This window comes from Herbaspirillum sp. alder98 (assembly GCF_020179755.1).
Lineage (GTDB): Bacteria > Pseudomonadota > Gammaproteobacteria > Burkholderiales > Burkholderiaceae_D > Herbaspirillum.
Map to the genome: position 1 here is coordinate 979,489 of NZ_JAIUCY010000001.1, position 22,688 is coordinate 1,002,176.

Sequence of the window (22,688 nt, forward strand, 5' to 3'; positions counted from 1 at the left end):
TGATGCCATTGGCGCCAACCAGGGCTGTGCGGATTATAGAGGCAAACCTGCTCCCGCCATCAGTGCCGGCGGGAGCAAAACCGTTGGCTAGAACTGATAGCGCAAACGCACATCGCCGGTCTGGCCTCTGTAGCCCGAACCCGCCTCGAGCGTGTAACGCGCCACCAGGGTCAGGTTATTCTGGCGTAGCAGGGTCGCGCTCAAGGCCAGCACGCCGCTATCCCGCGCAGGGGCGACGCCGGTACTGGTAAAGCTGGTGGCGCCGGTCGAATCTGCCGCAAACGATGACACCGATTGCAAGGCGCGATCATGGAACTCATGACGCCAGCCGATTTGCGCCGCCGGCACGACCTCGCCAAAGGCCGTGGTGAACGAACGCTCCAGCTTGACCCCCAGCTCGCTCTTGAGCGAACTGATCTTGCTGCCGTTGACGTTCAGCGCAGCGCCATTGCCGCCCGTTTCGGCATAGCCGCTTTGACGCGTGATGCTGTAGCCGAGACCGGCGATCGGCGTCACCGTGGTGCGCGCCCAGGCGCCGCCGAGCTTGATCGGCATGCCGGCCTGTACCGACGTGGCATATTGCAGGCCATTGAAGCGCCCATTGGCCGCGCCCGAGAAACCGGTGAAATCAATCACGCGCGTCGAGTCGTACTTGTGCTGGATCGCGCCTGCCGCCAGATCGACATACCAGTCATCGGCAGCGTAGCCGCCATAACCCATTAAACCAGTCGAATTGACGTGGGACGAACTGCCGGTGTTGTCGTCGCGGCCACTAATCGAATTGCTGGCATAGCTCAGCAACGCGCCAGCGCGCCATCGTTCGCTCACCAGACGGTCGGCGCCCAGCACCAAGCCCGTGTAGCTGGAGCGGAAGCCGCTGACGTTATCGCGCATGCCCTGATGTGCGGCGCCACCGAACGCCTGGCCCCAGACGGCCCAGTTATTCATCGCTTCACCGGTGGAAATACCGCTGTCGCCGCGCGCTTGCGCCACCCGCAAACCATCGACGTGGGCCGCCACGATGCCCAGCACCTGGGTCGTCGCCGCCGCCGATGATTGCGTTGCGGCCACGGTATTGGCGGTCGGGCTCAGTTGCGCACCGGCGTTATTGGCCGCCGCGGTCGATCCCAGCGCTGCGGCCGCGTTGAATACATTCAACAGATTGACGTTGGCGCCGTTGTAGCTGAACAGCTTGGTCAGGACGGACTGGGCATTGCTGGTGCTGGCCCGGATGTTGACCGCAGTCGAACCGGTGCTGGTGTTGCCCGCAGTCGAACCGGTGCCGGTGTTACCCAATGTCAGGACCAGGTTGGTATTGCCGCCATCGGCCACATTGGCGCCGGTGACGGTGAAACCGGTCAGCGAATAATTCAGGCTGCTGGCGGTGTAATTGGCGGTGCCGGTGGTGATCAGCACAACGTATTTCTGGCCATTGGCAAATGCATAGCTGTTGGTCTTGGTCAGACCGATGGTCGATCCCGAAGCGATCGTCGAATTACCCTGAACGACCAGATAACCGTATCCGGTATCGCTGGCGCGGCCTGTCGCCGTCGCGCCATCATTGACCCCGATGAGCAACGTAGCCGCTGCGCCCTGGTTGTAATTGCCGGTAATGGTGCCGCGATTGTTGAGCTGCAAGGTACTACCGACATTGTTGACGGTGTTGGTGCCGACATTGATGTTGTCGTTGAGCAGCAGGTTGCCGCTACCGAAAACCAGGTTCGCACTGGTGCTGACGATTGAGCCCATGGCGCCGGAAGTAATACCGCCGGTGCTGCCGGTGAGGGTACCGAAGGTCGTGCCGGTGCCGCCGTTGATGGTCAAGGCATTGCTGCTCAGGTTGGTCACGTTACCGGCCACCAGGCCGCTGTTGGTGAACGTACCTAGGCTTCCCGACGCGCCAAGGGAGAGTGCATTGACGCTGCCGCTCAGCACGCCGCTGTTGCTCAGCGTGCCGATGCTGCCAAGGTTGCTGATGCCGTTATAACCCGAAATAGTGCCGCCGTTGATCTGCAGGCTGCCAATCGTCCCGGTGCTGCCGTTGCTGATCGCGGCCGAGGAACCCAAGGTGCCAGTTACCGTGATGAGGCCACTATTGGTCAGGGTATCGATGCGGCCGTCATTGGACATCCCCAGGGCAACGCCGGTGATGGTGCCGGAATTGGACAACGCGGTAATGGTTCCGCTGCTTGTATTGCCGAGCCCGGCCGAGATGCTCGACGTCCCGGTTGCCCTGATGAGACCGCTATTGGATAAGTCAATGATTTTCGCGCCACTTGAAATACCCGCAAGCACGCCGGTGATCGTGCCGGAGTTGGTCAATGTAGAAATCGTTCCGGCAGGAGTAAAGATACCGTACAACGCTCCATTGATGACGCCCTGGTTGACTAAGGTCCCCACAGCGCCTTCGTTAAGAAACCCGTAATTGCCATTCAGCGTGCCGCCAACAGCATTGGTCAGGCTGGCAACCGTGCCGTCCGAGGTGACATACGCCCCCACAATGCCGCCGGTAATGATGCCGGTGTTTCTCAGGGTGCCGATGTTGCCGTGGATTTCCATGGCCGCGCTGCCACCGTAGATTCTTCCACTATTGAGGAAGGTACCGATGGAACTGAGACCGGAGAAAGACAGGCCCAGAGACACAGCCGAGATGGAGCCGGCGTTATCGAACGTGCCGACGGCGTTGGTGCCGACACTGATGGCCTGGCCACTGGCAGAGGCGATGTATCCGGTATTGGTGATCTTCAGATCGCCACCCGACAAGGTATAGGTGGAGTTATACGAGTTGCTCGAATCGATCGTGACTTGCTGCGCCACGCCTTGCGCCGGCATCATTGCCGCCAGCGCTGCGCCCAAGGCGATGCACAGCAGGCTCATCTGGCCTGGGTGGTTGATTTTGCGACGGGAAGGATGTGACGAGGAAGTGCGAATGTGATTGAGCTTGTTACTGCCGGAGTAATGTTTTTTCAATGTCATGGTCAATGCCTGATGGCCGTTAGTGCTCTTCCACCAGATGCAAATAATGGAAGCCTGGTTTTTAAATTGCTCGAACTGAGCTGACCTCAACAAGCATTGAGGCGCTCACGCTCGCTACCAATAGGTTCCATGGTTTGCCAACACCGGCCATACATCCCGACATGAGCCCCCTTTTGCCAGCAAGGATTCACGTTCGTCGTGCAATAGTGCAAAACAACGCTTCCCCACCCTGCTGACCTCCCCCAATATTTCCTGCCAGCACCTTTCCAGAATGAAACAACTGGTAAAAGAGCCAATTCCGATTGCATCACGCGCTGCTGCTGGTTGCGCGACCGAAACTTTTTTGACGAAACATGGCAAAACGATATCAATTTAATTAGTTTGGTGCAATAAATCCAAATGGAAATAAACGCTGGTTTTGGCCCTCTCTTCCAGCGTGGAATTTTTCGGTTTGAATTGAAATAAGCATGCGCTGGCGGCCCATTGTTGAGCTATCGGGCGGCTAGTCAATGCAGGCATGGTTCTAGCGGTGGGATAGTCTCCAGACGACCTTCATCCGGACTTGCCGAACAATCGATTTCTGATTTTCATTTGCCGCAACCCGACTCGCTATCCAAGTCGCAAACTTACAACGCGTAAAGCACAGAATCATGCGCTTGCGAATGTCGAGTTGAAAATCAATCTATAAAAATCAATGCGTTAGTCAAAACGCTATCTCAATGTCCCGGCGTTGAGAGCTGAAAAGGTATCGACTTACCATTTGCAAACCAAATTTCCGCCATGCAACTCCGGCCCTGCGTGCCAGTAGCCCACCAGAGGCGCAGTAACCTACCTGGCCTCTGGTGACTTGCCTCAGAACTGATAGCGCAGGCGCACGTCAGCGGTTTGCGCCTTGTAGCCGGATGCGGCTTCCAGCGTGTAGCGCGCCGTCATCGTCAGGTTGTTGCTGCGCACGAGCGTGAGTCCCAACGCCATGATGCCGGTATTGCTGACCGGCTTGGCGCCGTAGCTGACAAAGCTGGTAGCGCCGGACGTATCTGCGGCAAAGCTGGCCACCGAACGCAGACGCGTGTCCTGATATTCGTGCCGCCAGGTCAATTGCGCCGAAGGGGTCAGACTGCCATAGGAAGTGCTGAACGAACGCTCCAGCTTGGCGCCCAGGTCGCTCTTCAACGAAGTGCTCTTGTTGGCCCCCACCGTCAATGCCGCGCCATTGCCGCCGCTTTCCGTGTAACCGTTCTGGCTCAGCTTGCTGTAATTCAGGCCCGCTATTGGCGTCAGCACGGTCGTCGCGTCCAGACGGATCGGATAGCCGCCTTGAGCCGACAGCACCGATTGCGTGCCGTTATAGCTGCCGTTGGCAGTGCCGGAAAAGCCGGTGAAATCGATCACGCGGGTGGTGTTGTACTTGTGCCGCACCACGCCTCCGGACAGATCCAGATACCAGCTATCGGCGGTATAGCCGGCATACGCGATCAGGCCATAGGACTTCAGGCCGGTCGAGCTGCCGCTGTTATCGTCACGGTTGCTGATGGAGGTGTTGGTGTAGCTGAACAGCCCACCGAGACGCCAGGCGTCATTGAGCAACTTGTCGCCGCCAATCAACAGACCGTTATAGTTGGCGCTGTAACCGGAAACATTGTTGCGTTGATCCTGTGTCGCCTTGCCTCCGAAAGCCTGCCCCCACAGCGCAACATTATTGTCACGTTCACCGGTCGCAATACCGCTGGCACCGTCTGCCTGTGCCGTCCGCAAGCCATCCACGTGGGCCGCTGCGACATTGAGTACCGATTGCGTCGGCGCCGAGGAAGCCTGGGCCGCTGCGCCAGCATTCGAGCTCGGGCTCAGTCGCGCACCGGCACGATTGGCTTCGGCGGTGGAACCCAGCGCGGCCGAGGCATTGAATACGTTGAGCAAACCGGCATTGGCCCCACCGTAATTGAACAGCCCCGAGATCGCCGACACGGCATTGGGCGTGGTCGCTGAAATATTCGGTGTGCTGCTGCCGCCGCCGCTGCTGCCGCCCCCGCCACCGGTACCGCTGCCACCTCCGCCGGAGGAGCTGAGCGTCAGCAACAGATCGCTATTACTGCCATCGATCAATACCGAGCCCGTGATGGAGCCGCTATAACCAGTCGCCGAATAGACCAGACTGGAGGCATTGTAGTTGGTGCCGCTAGTGGCAGCCTGCACCACCACATAGCGCTGTCCGACCGCGAAGCCGTAGCTATTGCTGAGCGCATTGAGCTTGACACTGGAGCCGCTGGCAATGGTCGCCGCACCCGACACGACCAGGCGGCCATAGCCGGTATCGGCCGCGACGCCGTTGGTCACTGCCGAGTTGCCGACACCGATCAGCAGCGCCGCAGCGGCACCCTGGTTGTAATTGCCGGTGATGGTGACGCGGTTGTTGACCTGCAGCGACGCCCCGGTATTGCTGACGGTACGGCTGCCGACGTTGATGCTGTCATTGAGCAGCAGGTTACCGGAATTGAAGACCAGGTTGGCAGCAGTACTGGTGATGGCGCCCATGTTGGCACTGCCGATACTGCCGGTGGCACCCGTGAGCGTGCCGAAAGTCGAACCGCTGCCGCCGTTGATGGTCAGGGCATTGCTGGACAGATTGGTGATCGCGCCGGCGATCAGGCCAGTGTTGGTGACAGGGCCCAGGGTGCCGCCGGCGGCGTTATAGATGGCGGCGACGGTGCTTGAAATAGTCCCGCTGTTAGTGGTCGCCCCGATAGTGCCGGTTGCAGCGTTGTACAGGGCATAACCGGAACTTGTCAGGGTCCCGCTGTTGCTCAGCGTACCGATGCGGCCCGCATTGCCAATGCCGCCCAGGGCGCCCGTGATCGTGCCGGTATTGATCAGGCTGCCGATGGCGCCGTTGGCACTGGTGCCGACGCCGACGTTGGTGGTTCCGCTAATGGAACCATTATTGGTCAGCGTACTGACGTTGATGGTCCCAGAGGGCGTCAGATTGCCGACCAGAACCGCCGTACCACCTCTAATCAGACCCGTGCTGGTGTTTTGCAGAGAGGTGATGCTGCTGCCGTTATCACTCTGGATACCATAACTACTGCCGGATATCGTGCCGCTATTGAGCACTGAATTGAGGGTGCCTGCAAGGCCATTATAGAGACCGGTAGTGGTCCCCGTGAGCGTGCTGGTATTGCTCAGCGTGCCGATGCTGCCGCTGTTGGAGACACCCACGACAGCGCCCTGGATCACGCCGGTGTTGGCGAGCGTGCCGATACGGCCGCCATTGGTGATCGCATTACCGACGCTGCCGGTCATCCGGATCGTGCCACTGTTGATCAAGGACGTGATGGAACCCTGATTGTTGACGGCAGAATTCCCAATCGCCGAAATCAGAGAGGTGTTATCGAGCACCCCAATGGTGCCACCCGATATATTCTGGAGGCCATAGGTCGCTCCATTGATGGTGCCACCATTGCGGATCGTGCCAATGCTGCCGGAATTGTAGACGCCGACCACGCTGCCGGTGATGGAGCCGCCGGCCTGATTGTCGAGCACGCCGATGGTACCGAGGATATTTTCCACGCCGCGACCGGAAGGGCTGGTGATCACGCCACTATTTTGCAACGTACCGATGGTGGCGCTCTGGTTGCTGACACCAGCCTGTGCGCCGAAAATCCGCCCGGTATTGGTCAACGTGCTGATGGAGGCCGTCGTGACGCTCGGATCTACGATGTTAAGCACACCGATACTACCCGATGACATGATGGTCCCGGAATTGCTGAGCAAACCGATGCGACCGTAATTGCTCAATCCCGAAGTATCACCGGAAAGCGTCCCGCTGCTGGTGTTGTTGATGGCGGTGATGGCACTCGTGACATCCACAACAATCGCCGGATTGAGGCCGCCGTAGCCATTGATGCTTCCCTGATTTGTCAGCGTACCGACAGTGCCGCTGACATAAACGGCAGCGCCGCTCGACACCGACAACACGGTGCCTGTGCCAAGCTCGACATTCTGATTGGCAGCAGTCCAGAGATACTGGGAACTACCGCCAGGAATCGCCGCAGCAACAGACCAGGTCGGCGCCGCCAGCGCCGCGGCCAAGGCCACCGCCATCAGCGTCAACTGCCCGGGCTGGATGGTTGATGTTTTACCGCCTGCAAGCCGCTTCTTTCCGGCCCCCGCACGTGACACCACAGTCATTACTTACCCCTTCCCCATTTTCTACTTCTACAAGTAGATGATGAAATCATTACTTTTATGGTCCGACCCGGCATCGGGTGGCATTGCAATTATATCAATATGAATATCGATTTCGCCATCGGGTTGAATCGGAAATCGACTTAGTTTTTCGCCTGTTTGATTCTCAGGCTCCCCACTTTTTTTTGCTACGATCGTTATTTTTCTTTTAAAGAGTTATATCTTTTTTGGCTGCCGTTCGCAAGTTCCCTTGTGTCGCGAACACGTCGATTTAGTGCGGCCTGGCGATACCGATATCCCCTCACATTTGCGCGACTATTTAATTCAAACCAGCGCACTGACGGGCATCCATTCGTTTTCTTCGGGTCGGTAAAAGACCTCTTTTATCCAAATTCGCGCTGCCAATAATTGATATTATCGTGACAAAATCGTTGCGTATTGACGTCGCTCAATATGCGCGCATATCTATATAGGGTTCAATGGCATCGCTCCGATTTCTGCAGCCATCAGCCGTGGAGTAGTTTTGAACAGCAATAATTATCCTGTCGCCCAACAACTCACGATCCCGGAGGCGATCAGGCAGGCTTATGCGCACTGGAGCGCCGGACAGGCCGCTCAGGCCGAGCAACTCTGCCTGCGTGTGCTGCAAGTCGTGCCGCATCAACCCGATGTCTTGCATTTGTTGGGAGTGATGGCACACGCCTACGGCAAGCTCGACCTGGCCATTGAGCATCTGCGCAAGGCCTGCCTGTCTCCCACGGCGCCGGCAATCTACAACAGCAACCTGGCGGAAATGTGCCGTCAGAAGGGCTTGCTGGCAGAAGCGGAGCAAGCCGCTCACCGCGCCGTAGAGCAGGAGCCGCAACTGGTCGGCGCCTGGAGCAATCTCGGCATCATCCTGCAGGAAAGCGGCAAATTCGACGCCAGCCTGGAATGCCTGCAACACGTCGTCGCGCTGGAGCCTGCCAATCACCAGGCGCATAACAATCTGGCCAATACCTATAAGCTCCTGGGCCGTCTCGACCAGGCACAGACGAGCTATCTGGATGCACTGGCATTGCGCCCCGACTACGCAGAAGCGCATAGCAACCTGGCCTTCCTGTTGAGCGACCTGGGGCGCTTCGACGAAGCCATTGTTTCCGCAGAGAAAGCCATTGAGATCAACCCGCAATTGGCGGATGCCTATTCCAATCTGACCCAGATCGAGATGTCGCGAATGCGCTACGCCGATGCCCGGCGCTGGATCGAGGCACTCCTCGCGTTCGCGCCCCAGCATGCCGGGGCATTGACGGCACGTGCGCAGTTGCTCATCAAGGGCGAGCATCAGGAGGAGGCGCTCACTTGCGTGCGCCATGCGCTGACGCTTGCTCCCGATAGCGCCAATGCGTACAACGTGCTGGGCCGGGCGCTACAGGCGCTGGGCCAGCATGACGAAGCCATGCTGGCATTTGATCGCGCCATCGCATTGCCCGGCACGGTGGCCGAAGAAGCCTCGGTGGCGCGCGCGTCGCTACTGATGGAGACCGGCAACAAGGAAGAAGCGCTTGCCGCCTTTGATCGCGCGCTCGCACTTTTTCCTGATTCGCTCATGGTGATGACGGCGCGTGCCGACAGCAAGACTTATCGCAGCGGCGATCCGGATATCGCATTGATGGAGGCGGCACTTGAGCAATCGATAAAGCCGGCGATCAATGAACAGATGAATTTGCATTTCGCGCTCGGCAAGGCCTATCTTGATACCGGCAATTCGGAGCGCGCCTTCGCCCACCTGGATCAGGGCAATGCGCTCAAGCGTGCGACGTATCAGTTCGATGTCGTCAAGACCGGCGCGTGGATGAAGAAGATCGCCGCGACCTTCACACCGGAATTGATGGAAAAATTCGGCAACGCCGGTGCAGCATCAGTGCGCCCCGTGTTCGTCCTCGGCATGCCGCGTTCGGGCACGACGCTGGTGGAACAGATTCTCGCATCGCATTCCGGCATCCATGGCGCTGGAGAACTGAGCGCCTTGCGCCATGCCGTGGATCGCGCCGGCGCTTTCCCGGATGACGTCGCTGGCTGGAAGCATGACGATTTCGCCCGTATCGGCCAGGATTACCTGTCGCGTGTGGCGAACCTGGCGCCTGACGCATTGCGCCTGGTCGACAAGATGCCAGCTAATTTCTTGCATGCCGGACTAATCCCGCTGATCCTTTCCGGTGCACGGATCATCCATTGCCGTCGCGACCCGGTCGATACCTGCCTGTCCTGTTACAGCAAGCTTTTCGCCGGTGAGCAGTTGTTTGCCTATCGCCTCGATGAACTGGGCGCATTTCATCTCGACTATCAGACCCTGATGGATAGCTTGCGCAAGGTATTGCCGCCGGATCGCTTCCTGGAAGTCGACTACGAAAACGTGGTGGATGATCTGGAAGGAGAAGCGCGCCGCCTGATTGCCTTTGTCGACATGCCGTGGGAAGACGCCTGCCTGAACTTCCACCAGACCCGCCGCGTCGTCCGCACCGCCAGCGTAAGCCAGGTGCGACAACCGATCTACGCCACATCGAAGGGCCGCTGGCGTCGCCATGCGGCCTATCTGGGGCCATTGCTCAACGCGCTGGGTATAAGGCCATCAGCCAGCGATGCGCCATGACGACGCAGCTATCCAGCAGCAGGCGCGCACCTACCTGTTCGAAAAACGATTTAGCGAAACCAAGGCATCACCACGTATGGCCTTGGCTTAGGGATCGGGGCCGAATTCAGCTCTTGATTGAAACCGTCAACTTTTAAGTTGTTACCCGTCGTGCCGGCGAATGCCGGTACCCAGCGGCGTCTTTCACTCCATCAAGTAAATCCGGGCAAGACATCGGCATTGAAGGCAGTGTTCCGTAAAACCTCCCTCCGATGCATCCCACGCCGCTGGCCCCTGACTTTCGTCAGGGCGACGGAGGTAAGGTTATATTTTTCACACCCAGCATCACCCGATAACCAAATCTTATCCCCCACAATACATTGGTCTTACCAATAAACTGGTATTATCCAATCCGCAAAAACGACAAGGCGCCGCGAAGTCGTGTGCAGCCCGCTGGGTGGGCCGCCGGTGCCGGATTTTGAGACAACCCATCTTTCCAAAGGAAATACGATGAAATTACTCCGCTACGGCCCGGTTGGGCAGGAAAAGCCCGGCATCCTCGATCAGGCTGGCAAGATCCGTGATCTGTCCGCGCATATCAAGGACGTCAATGGCGCCGCCCTCGATGACGCTACGCTGGCCAAGATCCGCGCACTCGACATCAACAGCCTGCCCGTGGTGGATGGCAATCCGCGTATCGGCGCCTGCGTCGGCAATATCGGCAAATTCATCTGTATCGGCCTGAACTACGCTGATCACGCCGCCGAATCGAACCTGCCTATTCCCGCCGAACCCGTCGTGTTCAACAAGTGGACATCGGCCGTGGTCGGCCCTAACGACAACGTCAAGATCCCCCGCGGCTCGAAGAAGACCGACTGGGAAGTCGAACTGGGCGTGGTCATCGGCAAGGGCGGCACCTACATCGACGAAAAAGACGCGCTGTCGCACGTGGCCGGCTATTGCGTCGTCAACGACGTGTCCGAGCGCGAATACCAGATCGAACGCGGCGGCACCTGGGACAAGGGCAAAGGCTGCGACACTTTCGGTCCGATCGGCCCATGGCTGGTCACCCGCGACGAAGTCGCCGATCCGCAAAAGCTGGGCATGTGGCTGGAAGTCGATGGCAAGCGCTATCAGAACGGCAACACCAGCACCATGATCTTCAGCGTGGCGCACGTGGTGGCCTACCTGTCGAAGTTCATGAGCCTGCAACCAGGCGATGTCATCTCGACCGGCACGCCTCCAGGCGTGGGCATGGGCGTCAAGCCTGAGTCGGTCTACCTGCGTGCCGGCCAAACCATGCGCCTGGGTATCGACGGTCTGGGCGAGCAACAACAGAAGACCATCGACGCCTAAATCGATGCCGGCCGGGCGCCCACGCGCCCGGTCTGTGCCGACTACCCCATTCAATAATAAAAATAACGCTGCGGCGATGCATGACGACCGCGCGACATACCTCAAGATTACGAGAAGGAGCACCTAATGAATCATTACGACTTCCAGGGCCGCAGCGCCATCATCACCGGCGGCGCACAAGGTTTCGGCTACGCCGTGGCAGAGCGCCTGTTGCAGGGCAAGGCAAAGGTCGTGCTGTGGGACATGGATGAAACCGCCCTGGCCGATGCCCGCGCCAAGCTCGAAAAGCTGGGCAATGTCGAGACCGTCAAGGTCGACATCTCCAACGAAGCCGACGTCAAGCGCGCCATCGAGGCGACCGAAAAAGTGACCCAGTCGATCGATATCCTGGTGCACAGCGCCGGTATCGCCGGCCAGAACGCGCCGGTGGCAGACTACTCGCCTGAAGAATGGCGTCGCGTGATCGACATCGACTTGAACGGCGCTTTCTACGTCAACCAGGTGGTGGTGCAACGCATGATCGCCCAGAACTACGGTCGTATCGTCAACATCGCTTCGATCGCCGGCAAGGAAGGCAATCCGACTGCATCGGCCTACAGCGCCGCCAAGGCCGGCATGATCGCCCTGACCAAGAGCCTGGGCAAGGAAACCGCCACCAAGAACATCGCCGTCAACGCCATCACCCCGGCGGCCGCGCAGACCCGCATTCTCGAACAGTGCACGCCGGCGCACATCGAGTACATGCTGTCGAAGATCCCGCGCGCGCGCTTCGTCAAGGTGGAAGAACTGGCCGCCATGGTGGCCTGGCTGGTGTCGGAAGAAAATTCGTTCACCACCGCTTCGGTGTTCGACCTGTCGGGCGGTCGCGCGACCTACTGATCGGCATCTGATGCCCATCGCATCCGACGGCGCCAATCGGCCGCCGTCGGACGCCAGCCCGCTGCACGGGGACACACTGCAGCCGGGCAAGCAGCAACAATAAGTATTAGAAAAAAGCAGCATCGGCACCCGGAGTCCTTCCGTGGGCCAGCTTAATAACAAGAACACAAACACTAAACGTTTCCACCGTGACACCCGCGGTGGCGGACTTTTGCGCCTTCGGTTTCAAACAAAGACCCAAAGACCCTCAGAGGAGAGACAACATGGCAGCAACCCCCATTCCGTCCAGTGCGGCGGAGATTCAAGAATCAAACCTGTACCGCAGAATCACCTTGCGCTTCGTGCCATTGCTGATGGTCTGCTTCGTATTCGCTTACCTGGACCGCGTCAACATCAGCTTTGCCAAGCTGCAGATGCAGAGTGATCTCGGCTTCTCGGATGCCGTGTATGGTCTCGGCGCCAGTATCTTCTTCATCGGTTACTTCCTGTTCGAAGTGCCGAGCAACATGATCCTGCACCGGGTCGGTCCCAAGCGCTGGATCGCCCGCATCATGGTCACCTGGGGCATCGCCTCGGCGGCCATGATGTTCGTGTCGAGCGAAACCTCGTTCTATGTGCTGCGTTTCCTGATCGGCTTGCTGGAAGCCGGCTTCGTGCCGGGCGCGCTGTACTTCTTCACCAACTGGTTCCCGTCGGTGCGCCGCGGTCGCATCAATTCGCTGTTCATGGCAGCCATCGCGGTGTGCGGCATCATCGGCGGCCCGCTGTCGGGCGGCATCATGAAGTGGACCCACGGCCTGGCCGGCATGCACGGCTGGCAATGGCTGTTCCTGCTGGAAGGCATTCCATCGATCCTGCTGGGCGTGGTGTGCTTCCTGGTGATCGACGACAAGATCGAAGATGCCCGCTGGCTCAAGCCTGAAGAAAAGAAGCTGCTGATCGACCGCCTCGCGGCCGAGCCCAAGAGCGAAGCCGTGCATTCGTTCGGCGCCGCCCTGAAGCAACCGACCACCATCGTCATGTCGCTGATCTACCTGGTGCTGGCATCTGGCATCTATGGCCTGGTGTTCTGGATGCCGCAACTGATCAAGACCGCCGGCACCGACGACACCTTCATCATCGGCCTGATCTCGATGGTGCCGTACCTGTCCGCCGGCCTGGGCATGATCCTGATCGGGCGCAGCTCGGATCGCACCGGCGAACGCCGTTGGCACCTGGCTTCGTGCGCACTGCTGGGTGGCGTCGGTTATGCGGCAGCTGCCTACTTCGGCAATAACACGCTGATCCTGGTGATCGCGCTGTCAGCGGCCGCCACCGGCATCATCGCTGGCATCGGCCTGTTCTGGATCCTGCCACCGCGCGTGCTGTCGGGCGCAGCGGCTGCGGCCGGTATCGCGCTGATCAACTCGGTCGGCCAGCTGGGTGGCATCATCACCCCGTACATGGTCGGCAAGATTCGCGACATCACCGGCAGCGCCGCCATCGGCCTGTATGTGGTGGCCGCCGAATGCGTGGTGGGCGCCGCCCTGCTGCTGTGGGCGTTGCCGCGCCGGATTTATTTCCGCGAGCCGGCACAGAAGTAAATCGACCCTGCACTAATGACAAAACCCGCCTGAATGGCGGGTTTTGTCGTATTGGACGTGCAAGAAAAATTAACTGCACTAACTTCAATATCAGGATTTGCAAGCCCAGCGGGGCAGGAGCTGCCCATTCGCGTCGAACCGGTATTGCCCCTGCAACCAGCCCCAGCCGAACAGGGTAAGCATGCTGTTGTAGTAATTGAATTCGCCATCCCCGGCGGCGCCGGGCTTGGGTGCCGAGGCTTGCCACGCGGCCCACTTGTCTGCCACCAGGCGCTGTTGCGCCGCCAGCGCTTCATCTGCATGCACGGCTTTCAGGTAGGGCAACAGCGCTGCCGAAAAACCGATCGGGCCACGTCCCACCGGCGCACCCGACACGGTATCGATCTTCTCCGGTGGCGCCGCATAGTTGAGCACGGCACGCACCATCGGCGCCAGTGCCTTGCGTACGCCCGCCACCAGCGGATCGCCATCGGCGGTCACGCCGGCCCAGACATAAACACGGATGGCATCGTAACTCCCCAGTACCGAACGTTCGGTATCGGGCACGAAACCCTTGGCCGCATCGTAGATCACCCAGTCCGGCGCAAAACCCTGCGGCGACGATTCAATGACCAGCCTGGCGCTGGTCTGCGCCATGGCGCCCCAGGGACCGCTGGGGTCGATGGCGGCAAACCGGCGCAGCAATGGCAACGGCAGGTAACTGGGATTGAGACGCCATCGATCGCGGCCGGCGTCGAATCCGAACTCGCCGGGCAAGAGCATCGGTCCCAGCTTGGGCATGACCTTGACTTCACGCTCCTTGACCTGCGCCAGCAGCGCCAGGGCGGCCTGGTGATAGTCGGGTTGCTGCCACAGGCGTGCCGCTTCCAGCAGGGCATAGGCAAACCACAGATCGGCGTCGGAGGCCGAGTTGGGATCGAGCACGCCAAAGCTGCCGTTCTCGCGGCGGCCCCAATGCCAGGCGGGCAACTTGTCGGAACCGGCGCCGAGATTATCGCGGCTCCAGCGCCAGATACTGGCGAAGCGCGCACGATCGTTGGCCACCAGCGCAAAGAACATCCCGTAGGACTGGCTCTCGGAAGTGCTCTGCTGTTCGGGCACCGAGAAGTCGACGATGCGGCCGTCGGCCTGCAACTGGCGCCGCACGAAGGCGTCCCATTGCGGCCAGTTGGCCGCACAGGCGTGGGGGGCGGCTTCAGCCGCCATGGCCGGCAGCCAGCTGCTGCAGGCTAGTGCTGCGGCGGCCTGCAACAGCAGGCGCCGCTTGTGTCGCAATGATGTCATCGTCCATCGTCCAGCTGACCAGAAAAGTCGCGCGTGTTCTTCGGCAGGTCACGGCTGAACACCGCCGCCCGGTCTTCGAAGAAGTAGCGCACGAACAGCATGGCGGCATATTGGCGGTCGCGTCCGGGCGTCACATTGAGGTCGCCCAGCACACCCAGTTGCCAGCGTGACGACAGCCGCTTGACCGCCGCCAGTTGCACATGCGCATACATGCCGCTGTTGCTGCTGCCAGCATAACCGCAATTGATTGCGCCTGCTGCCACGCTGCGGGTCGACACCGGCAGGCAGCTCGATGCCGACTCGCTGGAGCGGTTGATGCCCAGTTCCAGGTTGCCGGTCAGTTGGGTCTGCCGCCCTTCCAGCGTCAGGAACTGGGAGGCCAGGCCGAGGCTGACCGAGCGCTGCGGGCTGTAATAACCGCCCAGGCCCCAGCCATACTGGTTCTGGTTGTTGTCATAGTGCAGGTAATGCAGCGCCGGCCCGACATTGAAGTAATCGAAGTCGGCCAGCTTGAGATCGTAGCCGGCGCCCAGATCAAGCACCGCCGCGCGGTTGGATTGCACGTTGTAACCGCTGAAAGTGGCCAGTTCGACATTGGCCGAGGTGCTCCAGCGCGGGCTGACCTGCACCAGCGTGCGGGCGCCGATGGCATTGCGCCGCACCGCGCCCCACCAGTCGCCGGTGGTGCCCAGCGCCGTGCCGCGCCATGACAATAACGAATCGCGCACCGGGTTGCTGCCGACATAGGTCGACCAGCTGCCCCAGGCCGTTTGCTGCCCGACCGATGCCATGCCATGCAGCGCGCTGCTGGCCGTGCCGCCGGTGGTGGCCCCCACCGCCGCCTGCCATGACAACCGACCGAGCGAGGTCAGCCACAGGCTGTCTTCGACGCTGAACCACAGGTCCTGCACGGTGGGCTTGCCGGATTGCGTGGCGCTGGCCGGTACGCCCAGCGCCTGCGCCGTCTGCTCGGGCGTGATGCGCCCGGCGTCCAGTTGCAGGGCGCGCCAGCGCAGGTTGTAGACGCGGGTGCCGTTGGCACCGCCGAACCATTCGGCACGCAATGCCGGGGACAGCGTTTCGAGATGGCCCTGGCCGTCGGCGCCGGCATGATTGGAATAACTTAGTCCGGCCGTCACCGACGCCGCGCCCACGCCCTTGAGGTCGGCCGCGGGTTGATAGGCGGTCACGCTCTCGCGCAATTGCAGCGCCGCCACGTTGTCCTTGATCTCCTGGGCGGCGATGTCGGATTCGATGCGGCGCTGCAGGCTGCGCGCTTCGATGAATTGCTTGCGGTAATACAGTTGCTGCGCCTGCAGCGCCATCACGTAATCGGCCAATGGCGCCTGGCTCGCTTCGGGATCGGCAGCCAGGATGTCGAGACGTCCGCGCGCGCTCTCGGCCAGTGCCCAGCCCTCGGCCATGCGCGCATCGCCGTCGCTGCGGTACTGGCTGGCGAAAATCTGCGCAGCCTGTTCATAACGACCGCTGCCATACAGGTTCCAGGCGCGCAGCTGCGCCGTCTGCCCGGCGCTCGCGCCCAGGCGCATGGCGTCGTCCAGCGCGGCCAGGCTGGCACTGTAGTTCTTGTCGCGATTAAGCTGGTCGGCCCGCAGCAATTGCAGCCGCGCACGTTGCGCGCGGGCACGCGGATCTGCCGCCAGCGCCGGTTGCGCCAGCAAGGCGTCGGCGCCGGCCACGTTGCCCGCCTCCAGCGCAATCTGCAACAGGCCCAGTTGCGCATCGACGTTGGCGGGTTGCCATTGGCGGGCGCGATTGAACCAGACCGCCGCTTCGGCCAGGTCGTTGTGGGCCAGCATGATCCAGCCGATCAGCGTGGCGGCGGGCGCATCCAGATAGCCGCGCACCGGCTCCGACAGCGGCGCTGCCAGTTGCAATGCCTGCTCGCTGGCCGGGGCCAGCGCCGCCAGGCGCGTCAGTTCGCGGTCGTAGACCAGCCGCGCAAAACGCGCCTGGCTCTCGTCGTCGCGCTGGCCGGCGCTTTCCAGTTCGATCAGGCGCGCGACGGCCTCGCTGTCGGCGCCCAGCGTCTGCTGCGCCATGTAGAGCGTGGCAATCCGGTTGGCCGGCGGCGTGCAAGCGGGAAACACCGAGCGATACAGCGCCAGCGCGGCATCGCGACGTCCGCCCTTGGCCAGTAGTTCGGCGGCGCTCCACAAGCGATCGATGCGCTCACATGAGAATTGCGCCGGGTAACGTGCCACCACCGCCTGCAAATCGTCCAGCGCCACGCCCTGCCCGTTGGCCGCCTGCGCCAGTGCGCGATCGATGTCGGCATCGCTCTGCAGACGCTGACGTTCCTGCAGCAGGCCAGCCGATGGTTTCCACTCGCCGTGTTGCTGGCGCAGGCTGGCCAGTTGGCGGTCGAAGGCGACCAGGTTCTTTTGTTGCAGCAGCTTCCACAGGCCGCGCTCGTCAACGCCATCGCTTACTACTGCGCCCCCGGCCGTCGTGGTGGCCGAGGCCTCCTGCGTCGAGCGACGCAGGACCGCCTGCTGTTCGCGCTGGCGCAACTGGCCGCTCTCGCGCCGGTTCTGCTCGGCGCGCTGGCGCAGCGACTGTTGCACGCTGCGACTGGCGCGTACGCTGTCATCCTGACCGGTGCGGAGATCGCCACCACCGCGCACCACGTCAAGCTGCTGTCCCTGGCGTTGCACATGGTCCAGGTTGCCCTGCTGCGCCCACGCCGGCGACACCAGCCAGCCGCAGCTGGCGGCCGCAGCCAGGCCGAGGCCCAGACTGCGACTTAATACCGTTTGTTTAGGAAATCGAGTCGCTGTCACGAAGTCGTCCTTCAGACGTCCAGATTACGATGTGCCTGGCGGCGGCGCAGGTGGGCACGCAACTGTCTCCAGCACAGCCATGCCAGCACCAGCAGGGCGAACATCACCACGCCATACCAGATCCAAGGATACTTGGACGCAATATAGCCCAGGTATTCGGCATTGCCGATGGTGCCTTCATCGTAGGTCGGGCCCAGCCGCTGGGTCGCCACTTCGCTCTTGCCGAACGACAGCAACGAGACATCGCCGGCCAGGTTGTTCCAGGCCGCCGGAGCGACCAGTTGTTCCATGCCCTGCTCGAGTTGCGCAGGGTTGGCCGAGGCGAACACGGTCGCGGTATGGTCGTCCAGCGCCGACGAGCGGAACTGCATCACCAGCATCTGGCGGTTCAGGCGCGCGTCGCCAGTGACGCCGGTATTGAGGTAACTCGAATCGGCGGTGCTGCGGTTGGTGCCGGCGATGGTCTGGAACTGCTGGCGGAACCAGCTCGACTGGGTGCTCGGCGTGGCCATCGGGATCGAGGCGCCGGCGAAGGTCAGGTTGCTGTCGAGGGTCCAGGGCGCTTCCTTGATCAGGTCACGCGGCAGGCTGCCCACGGCCCCCACCACCAGCGCATTGCGATTGACGGTGGGCTTGCCGAAGGTGACCTGGGCGCCATTGAGTGGCACGGTCTGTTTCTGGGCCACCTTGGCCAGCAGCGTCCAGGCCGCACCGATGGTGGCGCTGTCGCGACCGGCCACCACCACTGCCAGGCGGCTGCCGTCGCTTTGCGTCACATACGGGAAGGCGTTGCTGGCGAAGCGCGACAGGTCCGGCAACTGGGCGAAGCGATAGATGTAAGGCACCTTGACCGACGAGTCGTCGAACAGGCTCATGTTGAGCGGGCCGGTCTGGTCGCACTGGCGATTGGGCATGATCACCGGACGGAACGACAAGACGTTGTTGCCCGGCTTGAAGTGACGCAGCGGCAGCGTCAGGCGGTAGTTATCGTAGAACCCGCCCTGGCGATCCTCGATCGAAATGGCGCGCTGGAATACATCGTTGAGGTACAGGTTGATCACCATGCTGGAGTTGATCATGGCGCCCTGCGAGAAGTTGATGCGGAACTCCATCTGCGCATCTTCCTGCGCATACACGTCAGGCGGCAGGTTGACGTTGATCTCGGCCGGCGCGACGCTGGTGATCGGCCCGGTGTTGAAGCCTAACTGCTTGAAGCTGTAGATGCCCTGTGCGGCGATATTGGCCTGCGGCAGGTAGTTGGGCAACTCGGGCGGATTGAATTCGCTGATGGTCCACTGGTTCTGCTGCGGGAACTCAAGGTTCTGCCAGGCGAATACCTGCGCTGCGCGACTGACCTGGCGCGCATCCACGCCGGACACCACCAGCAGCACGTGCTGGTTATCGGGCATCGCATAGATACCCAGGAAACTGTCCTTGATCTGCGCCAGGATCTTGGCGTCGAGATAAGGCTTGAGCTGGTCGCGGGTGCCCACCAGCACATTGTCGGCGCCAGCCAGCGCGCCCAGTTGCAGGCCCGGCACAGGACCGGCGCCAGTGCCGGCCTGAGCGTCGACCTGGCGGATGGCCGGCAAGACGTATTTCAACTTCAGGCCGATGCCCTGCGCCACCATGCCACCGGCTGCCAGCGCGTCGTCCGAATCAGGATGAGCGGCGGTGATGATGTTGAACTTCTGCGCCACGTGCTGCTTGGGATCGAACAGGTCGTTCATGTCGGACAGCAGCGGCGTGACCGGCTTGAGATCGGATTGCAGACGCAAGGTCGATTGCACGGTGTCGATCTCGGTCCACAGTTCCGGCGCATTAGGGTCTTCGCACTGCGTGTCCTGGCTGTGCTGGGCCACGCGGAAGATCAACTGGTTGTAACCAGGCTTGAGCTGATCCACCGGCAAGCGGATATCGGCCGTGATCTCTGGCTGGCGCGACGACAATTGCAGCTGAGCGATGCTTTGGCCGTTAAGACGCACTACCAGTTGCGAGCGGCTGTTGAGCGCAATCGAGTTGGTCGACACCAGGTGCAGCACGGCAGACTTGATGCTTTCGCGACGCGACAGCGGCAGCGACAGCATGGCCGCGCCATCCAGTCGCGTCAGGCGAATTGCGCCGGGCTTGCCGCCGAGGTCGGCCAGGCGGATTTCACGGCTGCCATCCTTGACCGGCGCGGCTGCGGCATTGGCGACGGTGACGTTGGCGGTGGTCGCCGGGGCCGCCACCGGAGCGGCCGCTGCACGGGCCGGCTGCTGCGCGTGGGCCAGTGCCTGCCAACCGAACATCAGGGCGGCGGCCAGCAGCACGCTGCCGGTGGCAACCAGGGGAAAACGCCGCGCGAGGCTTTGGGGCGAGGACATGAGCAACTCCGAATCAGTTGATGAGATAACGATAAAAACGCTTGAGGCGGTACGGCAGCGAGGCCACGAACCGGGTCGCCAGCACGGGCGCCACCAGGCGCCGATGCAGATAGGACACCAGGCCCTTGCAGAACAGGTAGTACTGGGCGCTGACATGCACCGTGCCCAGGCGCACCAGCAGCGCGATGCCGCCAAAGATGCCCAGGCGCTGGTTGCGATGCGCGCGATATTCGCTCCAGCGGACGCTGTCGCCGGAGGCCAGCGAGACCGTCTCGGACAAACCCTCCACGCTGCGATCGGTAAATTGCACGCCCACCAGGAAACGCTTCTTGTCCTTGGAGGTGAAACTGCTGCGCACCGCAATCGGAATCAGGCTGTCATGCCCCAGCGCCCGGTTGTAGACGCGCAGGCGATTCATGCGCAGGTTGACCTGGCCCGCCAGTTCGATGGCGAACTGCAATTGCGCGCCGCCCGATGAAATATCGACCACCCGGCACGGCAAGGGGTCGTCCAGAATGCGATCGACCTCGGCGCTGTGCTCGGGATCGAGACGCTCGGTGACGCCGGCGTCGCGTTCACGCTGCAGCGCCACTTCGGCATTCAGGTTGACCGGCACCCGTGGCGAGGCACGGCGCTGCTTGCGTTCGTACAGCACGCCGATGCAGGCATTGAGGATGATCAGATTAAGCAGATCCCAGCACAGCGCCGAAATGATGACGTCCTGGTGCTCATTGGCGTGAAACAGCTTGAACAGACCCACCACCATGGTAAGCACCACCATCGCGTAGACGAAGTAGAACGGGCCGGCCAGTTGCGACACGGTGTCATGTTCGAGGTGCTCGCCCTTGGGTGTCACGTTGAAGCTGGGCGCGCGCGGGTTCTTGATCACCATCAGGATCGCCTGCAGCGAAAACAGCGACTGCAGCATTTCGTAGAGTTCGGAGATGAGCGTCCAGCGATAGCGACCGAACAGGTAATCCGAGGTCAGGATGGCGCCGATCATGGCCGGCAGGCCGTAGGCGAAGAATTCGGGAATGCTGGCGTTGTAGAAGCGCAGCCCCAGCACCAGGTAAGCCATCGGCGCCAGCAGCAGCATCACGCGCGCATAACTGAAGAACCAGTAGAAGGTGTTAGAGAAGTAACACAGCTTCTGCGGGATCGTCAGCCCCTTCATGGTGAACACATTGCGCAACAGGAAAAGCTGCACCATGCCCTGCGCCCAGCGCAGCCGTTGCACGATGAAGCTGGAAAAGGTCTCCGGCTGCAGGCCGGAAATCAGCGGCTCGTTCAGGTAAGCGCTGCGATAGCCCTTGGCATGCAGCTTCATGGCGGTCTCGGCGTCCTCGGTGATCGAGACGCCGCCGATGCCGCCCACTTCGTCCAGATGGGAACGGCGGATCACGGCGGCCGAACCGCAGAAATAAGCCCCGTCCCAGAAATCGAGGCCGCGCTGTATCACCGCATAGAACATCTCGTTCTCGGGTGGCATGCGACCGAACATGTCGAGATTCTTCTCGACCGGATCGGGATTGATGAAGAAGTGCGGCGTCTGCACCAGGTACAACTTGTCGTCCCGCTGGAAGAAGCCGACCGTCTTCTCGAGAAAGTCGACGGTCGGCACGTGGTCGGCGTCGAGGATCAGCACCAGGTCGCCGATGCAATGCGCCAGCGCCTCGTTGACGTTGCCGGCCTTGGCATTGAGGTTCTTGTCACGCGTCAGGTAACGGGCGCCGTGACGCCGCGCCAGCGCTTGCAGGTCGATATGCCGCTGCTGGGCCTCGGCCGCCTTGGCCGGCGAGGCCTGGGTGCGCTTTTGCAGCGTGCCGCCATCGTCCAGCAGGTACACCCGCACGTGCGACGCCTCGGGATAGCGCATGTCGAGCGCGGCCCGCAGCGTGATCTCGAGCAGGTCGGTCGGTTCGTTGTAGGTCGGGATCAGGACGTCGACCGTGAGCAGCTTGCCGGGCCGCAGGTCGAGCGGCAACGGGTCACGCTTGAGCGGATGGACGTTGACGAAGAAACTCAGCAAGGCCACCGAGATGCCATACACCTCGGCCACGTACAACATCGCCATGAAGATGAAATCGGCCACATTGTCGTAGGCCAGCGTGTTGAACGTGCGCCACCACAGGTAACGCAACAGCAGGAAGCTGGAAATAAGTAAAAAGAACACCCGCAGCCGGCGCACATAACCGAAGCTGCGCATCAGCAGCATCAGCACCACGGCGCTACCCGCCATCACGCCCTGCGCGGCCAGGTCGACCCGTACCGTGATGGCAGCCAGCAGGACCACCGCCACCACCAGCCACAGCGCCAGGATGCCGGCGCGAGCGGCCAGGCTGCCGACGCGTCCGGTTGATGCTGGTGCTGCCTCCGAATTGTCGGTGTGTTGCCTGTTCATCGATTGCAGCTTCCCACGTTCCGGTTAGATCGACCGGCCTTCCCTGTCGCCAAGTCTAAACTTGACAGCGGAAATTGCATTATCGCAACTTATAAAAGCCGGGTAAGTTTTCGTCAAGAGGCTGACCAATCCGCCCCCCCTCAAACCAAAAAAATCATCACAGGAAAATTAATAAAATAACAAATTCATCCTGAGCTCAGATTTTGCGGTGAGTGAAGAAGAGTTTCTATCAGGATTTCCCTTAGC

The 22,688-nt window shown here is 61.2% G+C and carries 10 protein-coding genes; 4 read left to right on the forward strand and 6 right to left on the reverse strand.

Annotation, left to right across the window (positions count from 1 at the left end; genetic code table 11):
* Positions 1 to 87: 87 nt before the first annotated feature.
* Both LBW87_RS04540 and LBW87_RS04545 read right to left on the reverse strand, forming a co-directional pair.
* Positions 88 to 2,976 (reverse strand): autotransporter domain-containing protein, encoded by a 2,889-nt coding sequence (locus LBW87_RS04540; protein ID WP_225200230.1) that lies wholly within the window; start codon positions 2,974 to 2,976, stop codon positions 88 to 90.
* A gap of 852 nt (positions 2,977 to 3,828) precedes the next feature.
* Positions 3,829 to 7,161, reverse strand: a complete 3,333-nt coding sequence (locus tag LBW87_RS04545; RefSeq protein ID WP_225200231.1) for an autotransporter domain-containing protein — start codon at positions 7,159 to 7,161, stop codon at positions 3,829 to 3,831.
* Between the two features lie 520 nt (positions 7,162 to 7,681).
* On the opposite strand from LBW87_RS04545, the gene LBW87_RS04550 reads away from it, so the two are divergent.
* The 4 genes from LBW87_RS04550 (at position 7,682) to LBW87_RS04565 (ending at position 13,587) form a co-directional block, all read left to right on the forward strand.
* Entirely contained in the window at positions 7,682 to 9,790 is a 2,109-nt protein-coding gene (locus LBW87_RS04550; RefSeq protein WP_225200232.1) for a tetratricopeptide repeat-containing sulfotransferase family protein, read from the forward strand.
* Between the two features lie 489 nt (positions 9,791 to 10,279).
* Positions 10,280 to 11,125, forward strand: a complete 846-nt coding sequence (locus LBW87_RS04555; RefSeq protein WP_225200233.1) for an ureidoglycolate lyase — start codon at positions 10,280 to 10,282, stop codon at positions 11,123 to 11,125.
* 126 nt (positions 11,126 to 11,251) lie between these two features.
* Positions 11,252 to 12,004, forward strand: a complete 753-nt coding sequence (locus LBW87_RS04560) for an SDR family NAD(P)-dependent oxidoreductase (protein ID WP_225200234.1) — start codon at positions 11,252 to 11,254, stop codon at positions 12,002 to 12,004.
* Between the two features lie 263 nt (positions 12,005 to 12,267).
* Positions 12,268 to 13,587, forward strand: coding sequence for an MFS transporter (locus tag LBW87_RS04565; protein ID WP_225200235.1), 1,320 nt, complete (start codon positions 12,268 to 12,270; stop codon positions 13,585 to 13,587).
* Positions 13,588 to 13,677: 90 nt separating this feature from the next.
* Here the strand turns inward: LBW87_RS04565 and bcsZ are convergent, their stop codons facing one another.
* Genes bcsZ through bcsA form a run of 4 tightly spaced genes read right to left on the reverse strand, consistent with a single transcriptional unit; the run spans position 13,678 to position 22,442 of the window.
* Entirely contained in the window at positions 13,678 to 14,871 is a 1,194-nt protein-coding gene (gene bcsZ / locus LBW87_RS04570; protein WP_225200236.1) for a cellulose synthase complex periplasmic endoglucanase BcsZ, read from the reverse strand.
* Positions 14,868 to 17,675: a cellulose synthase subunit BcsC-related outer membrane protein gene (locus LBW87_RS23970; protein WP_225200237.1), complete on the reverse strand. Its 2,808-nt coding sequence runs from the start codon at positions 17,673 to 17,675 to the stop codon at positions 14,868 to 14,870. Before LBW87_RS23970 ends, bcsZ begins: the two co-directional genes overlap by 4 nt.
* A gap of 11 nt (positions 17,676 to 17,686) precedes the next feature.
* Positions 17,687 to 20,041 (reverse strand): cellulose biosynthesis cyclic di-GMP-binding regulatory protein BcsB, encoded by a 2,355-nt coding sequence (locus LBW87_RS04580; protein ID WP_225200238.1) that lies wholly within the window; start codon positions 20,039 to 20,041, stop codon positions 17,687 to 17,689.
* Positions 20,042 to 20,054: 13 nt separating this feature from the next.
* Positions 20,055 to 22,442 (reverse strand): UDP-forming cellulose synthase catalytic subunit, encoded by a 2,388-nt coding sequence (gene bcsA / locus LBW87_RS04585; protein ID WP_225200239.1) that lies wholly within the window; start codon positions 22,440 to 22,442, stop codon positions 20,055 to 20,057.
* Between the last annotated feature and the right edge of the window lie 246 nt (positions 22,443 to 22,688).

Excerpts from the sequence above, each read along its gene's own strand:
- LBW87_RS04540 (WP_225200230.1), bottom strand. The coding sequence starts at position 2,976 with ATGACATTGAAAAAACATTACTCCGGCAGTAACAAGCTCAATCACATT.
- LBW87_RS04545 (WP_225200231.1), bottom strand. The coding sequence starts at position 7,161 with ATGACTGTGGTGTCACGTGCGGGGGCCGGAAAGAAGCGGCTTGCAGGC.
- LBW87_RS04555 (WP_225200233.1), top strand. The coding sequence starts at position 10,280 with ATGAAATTACTCCGCTACGGCCCGGTTGGGCAGGAAAAGCCCGGCATC.
- LBW87_RS04560 (WP_225200234.1), top strand. The coding sequence starts at position 11,252 with ATGAATCATTACGACTTCCAGGGCCGCAGCGCCATCATCACCGGCGGC.
- LBW87_RS04565 (WP_225200235.1), top strand. The coding sequence starts at position 12,268 with ATGGCAGCAACCCCCATTCCGTCCAGTGCGGCGGAGATTCAAGAATCA.
- bcsZ (WP_225200236.1), bottom strand. The coding sequence starts at position 14,871 with ATGACATCATTGCGACACAAGCGGCGCCTGCTGTTGCAGGCCGCCGCA.
- LBW87_RS04580 (WP_225200238.1), bottom strand. The coding sequence starts at position 20,041 with ATGTCCTCGCCCCAAAGCCTCGCGCGGCGTTTTCCCCTGGTTGCCACC.
- bcsA (WP_225200239.1), bottom strand. The coding sequence starts at position 22,442 with ATGAACAGGCAACACACCGACAATTCGGAGGCAGCACCAGCATCAACC.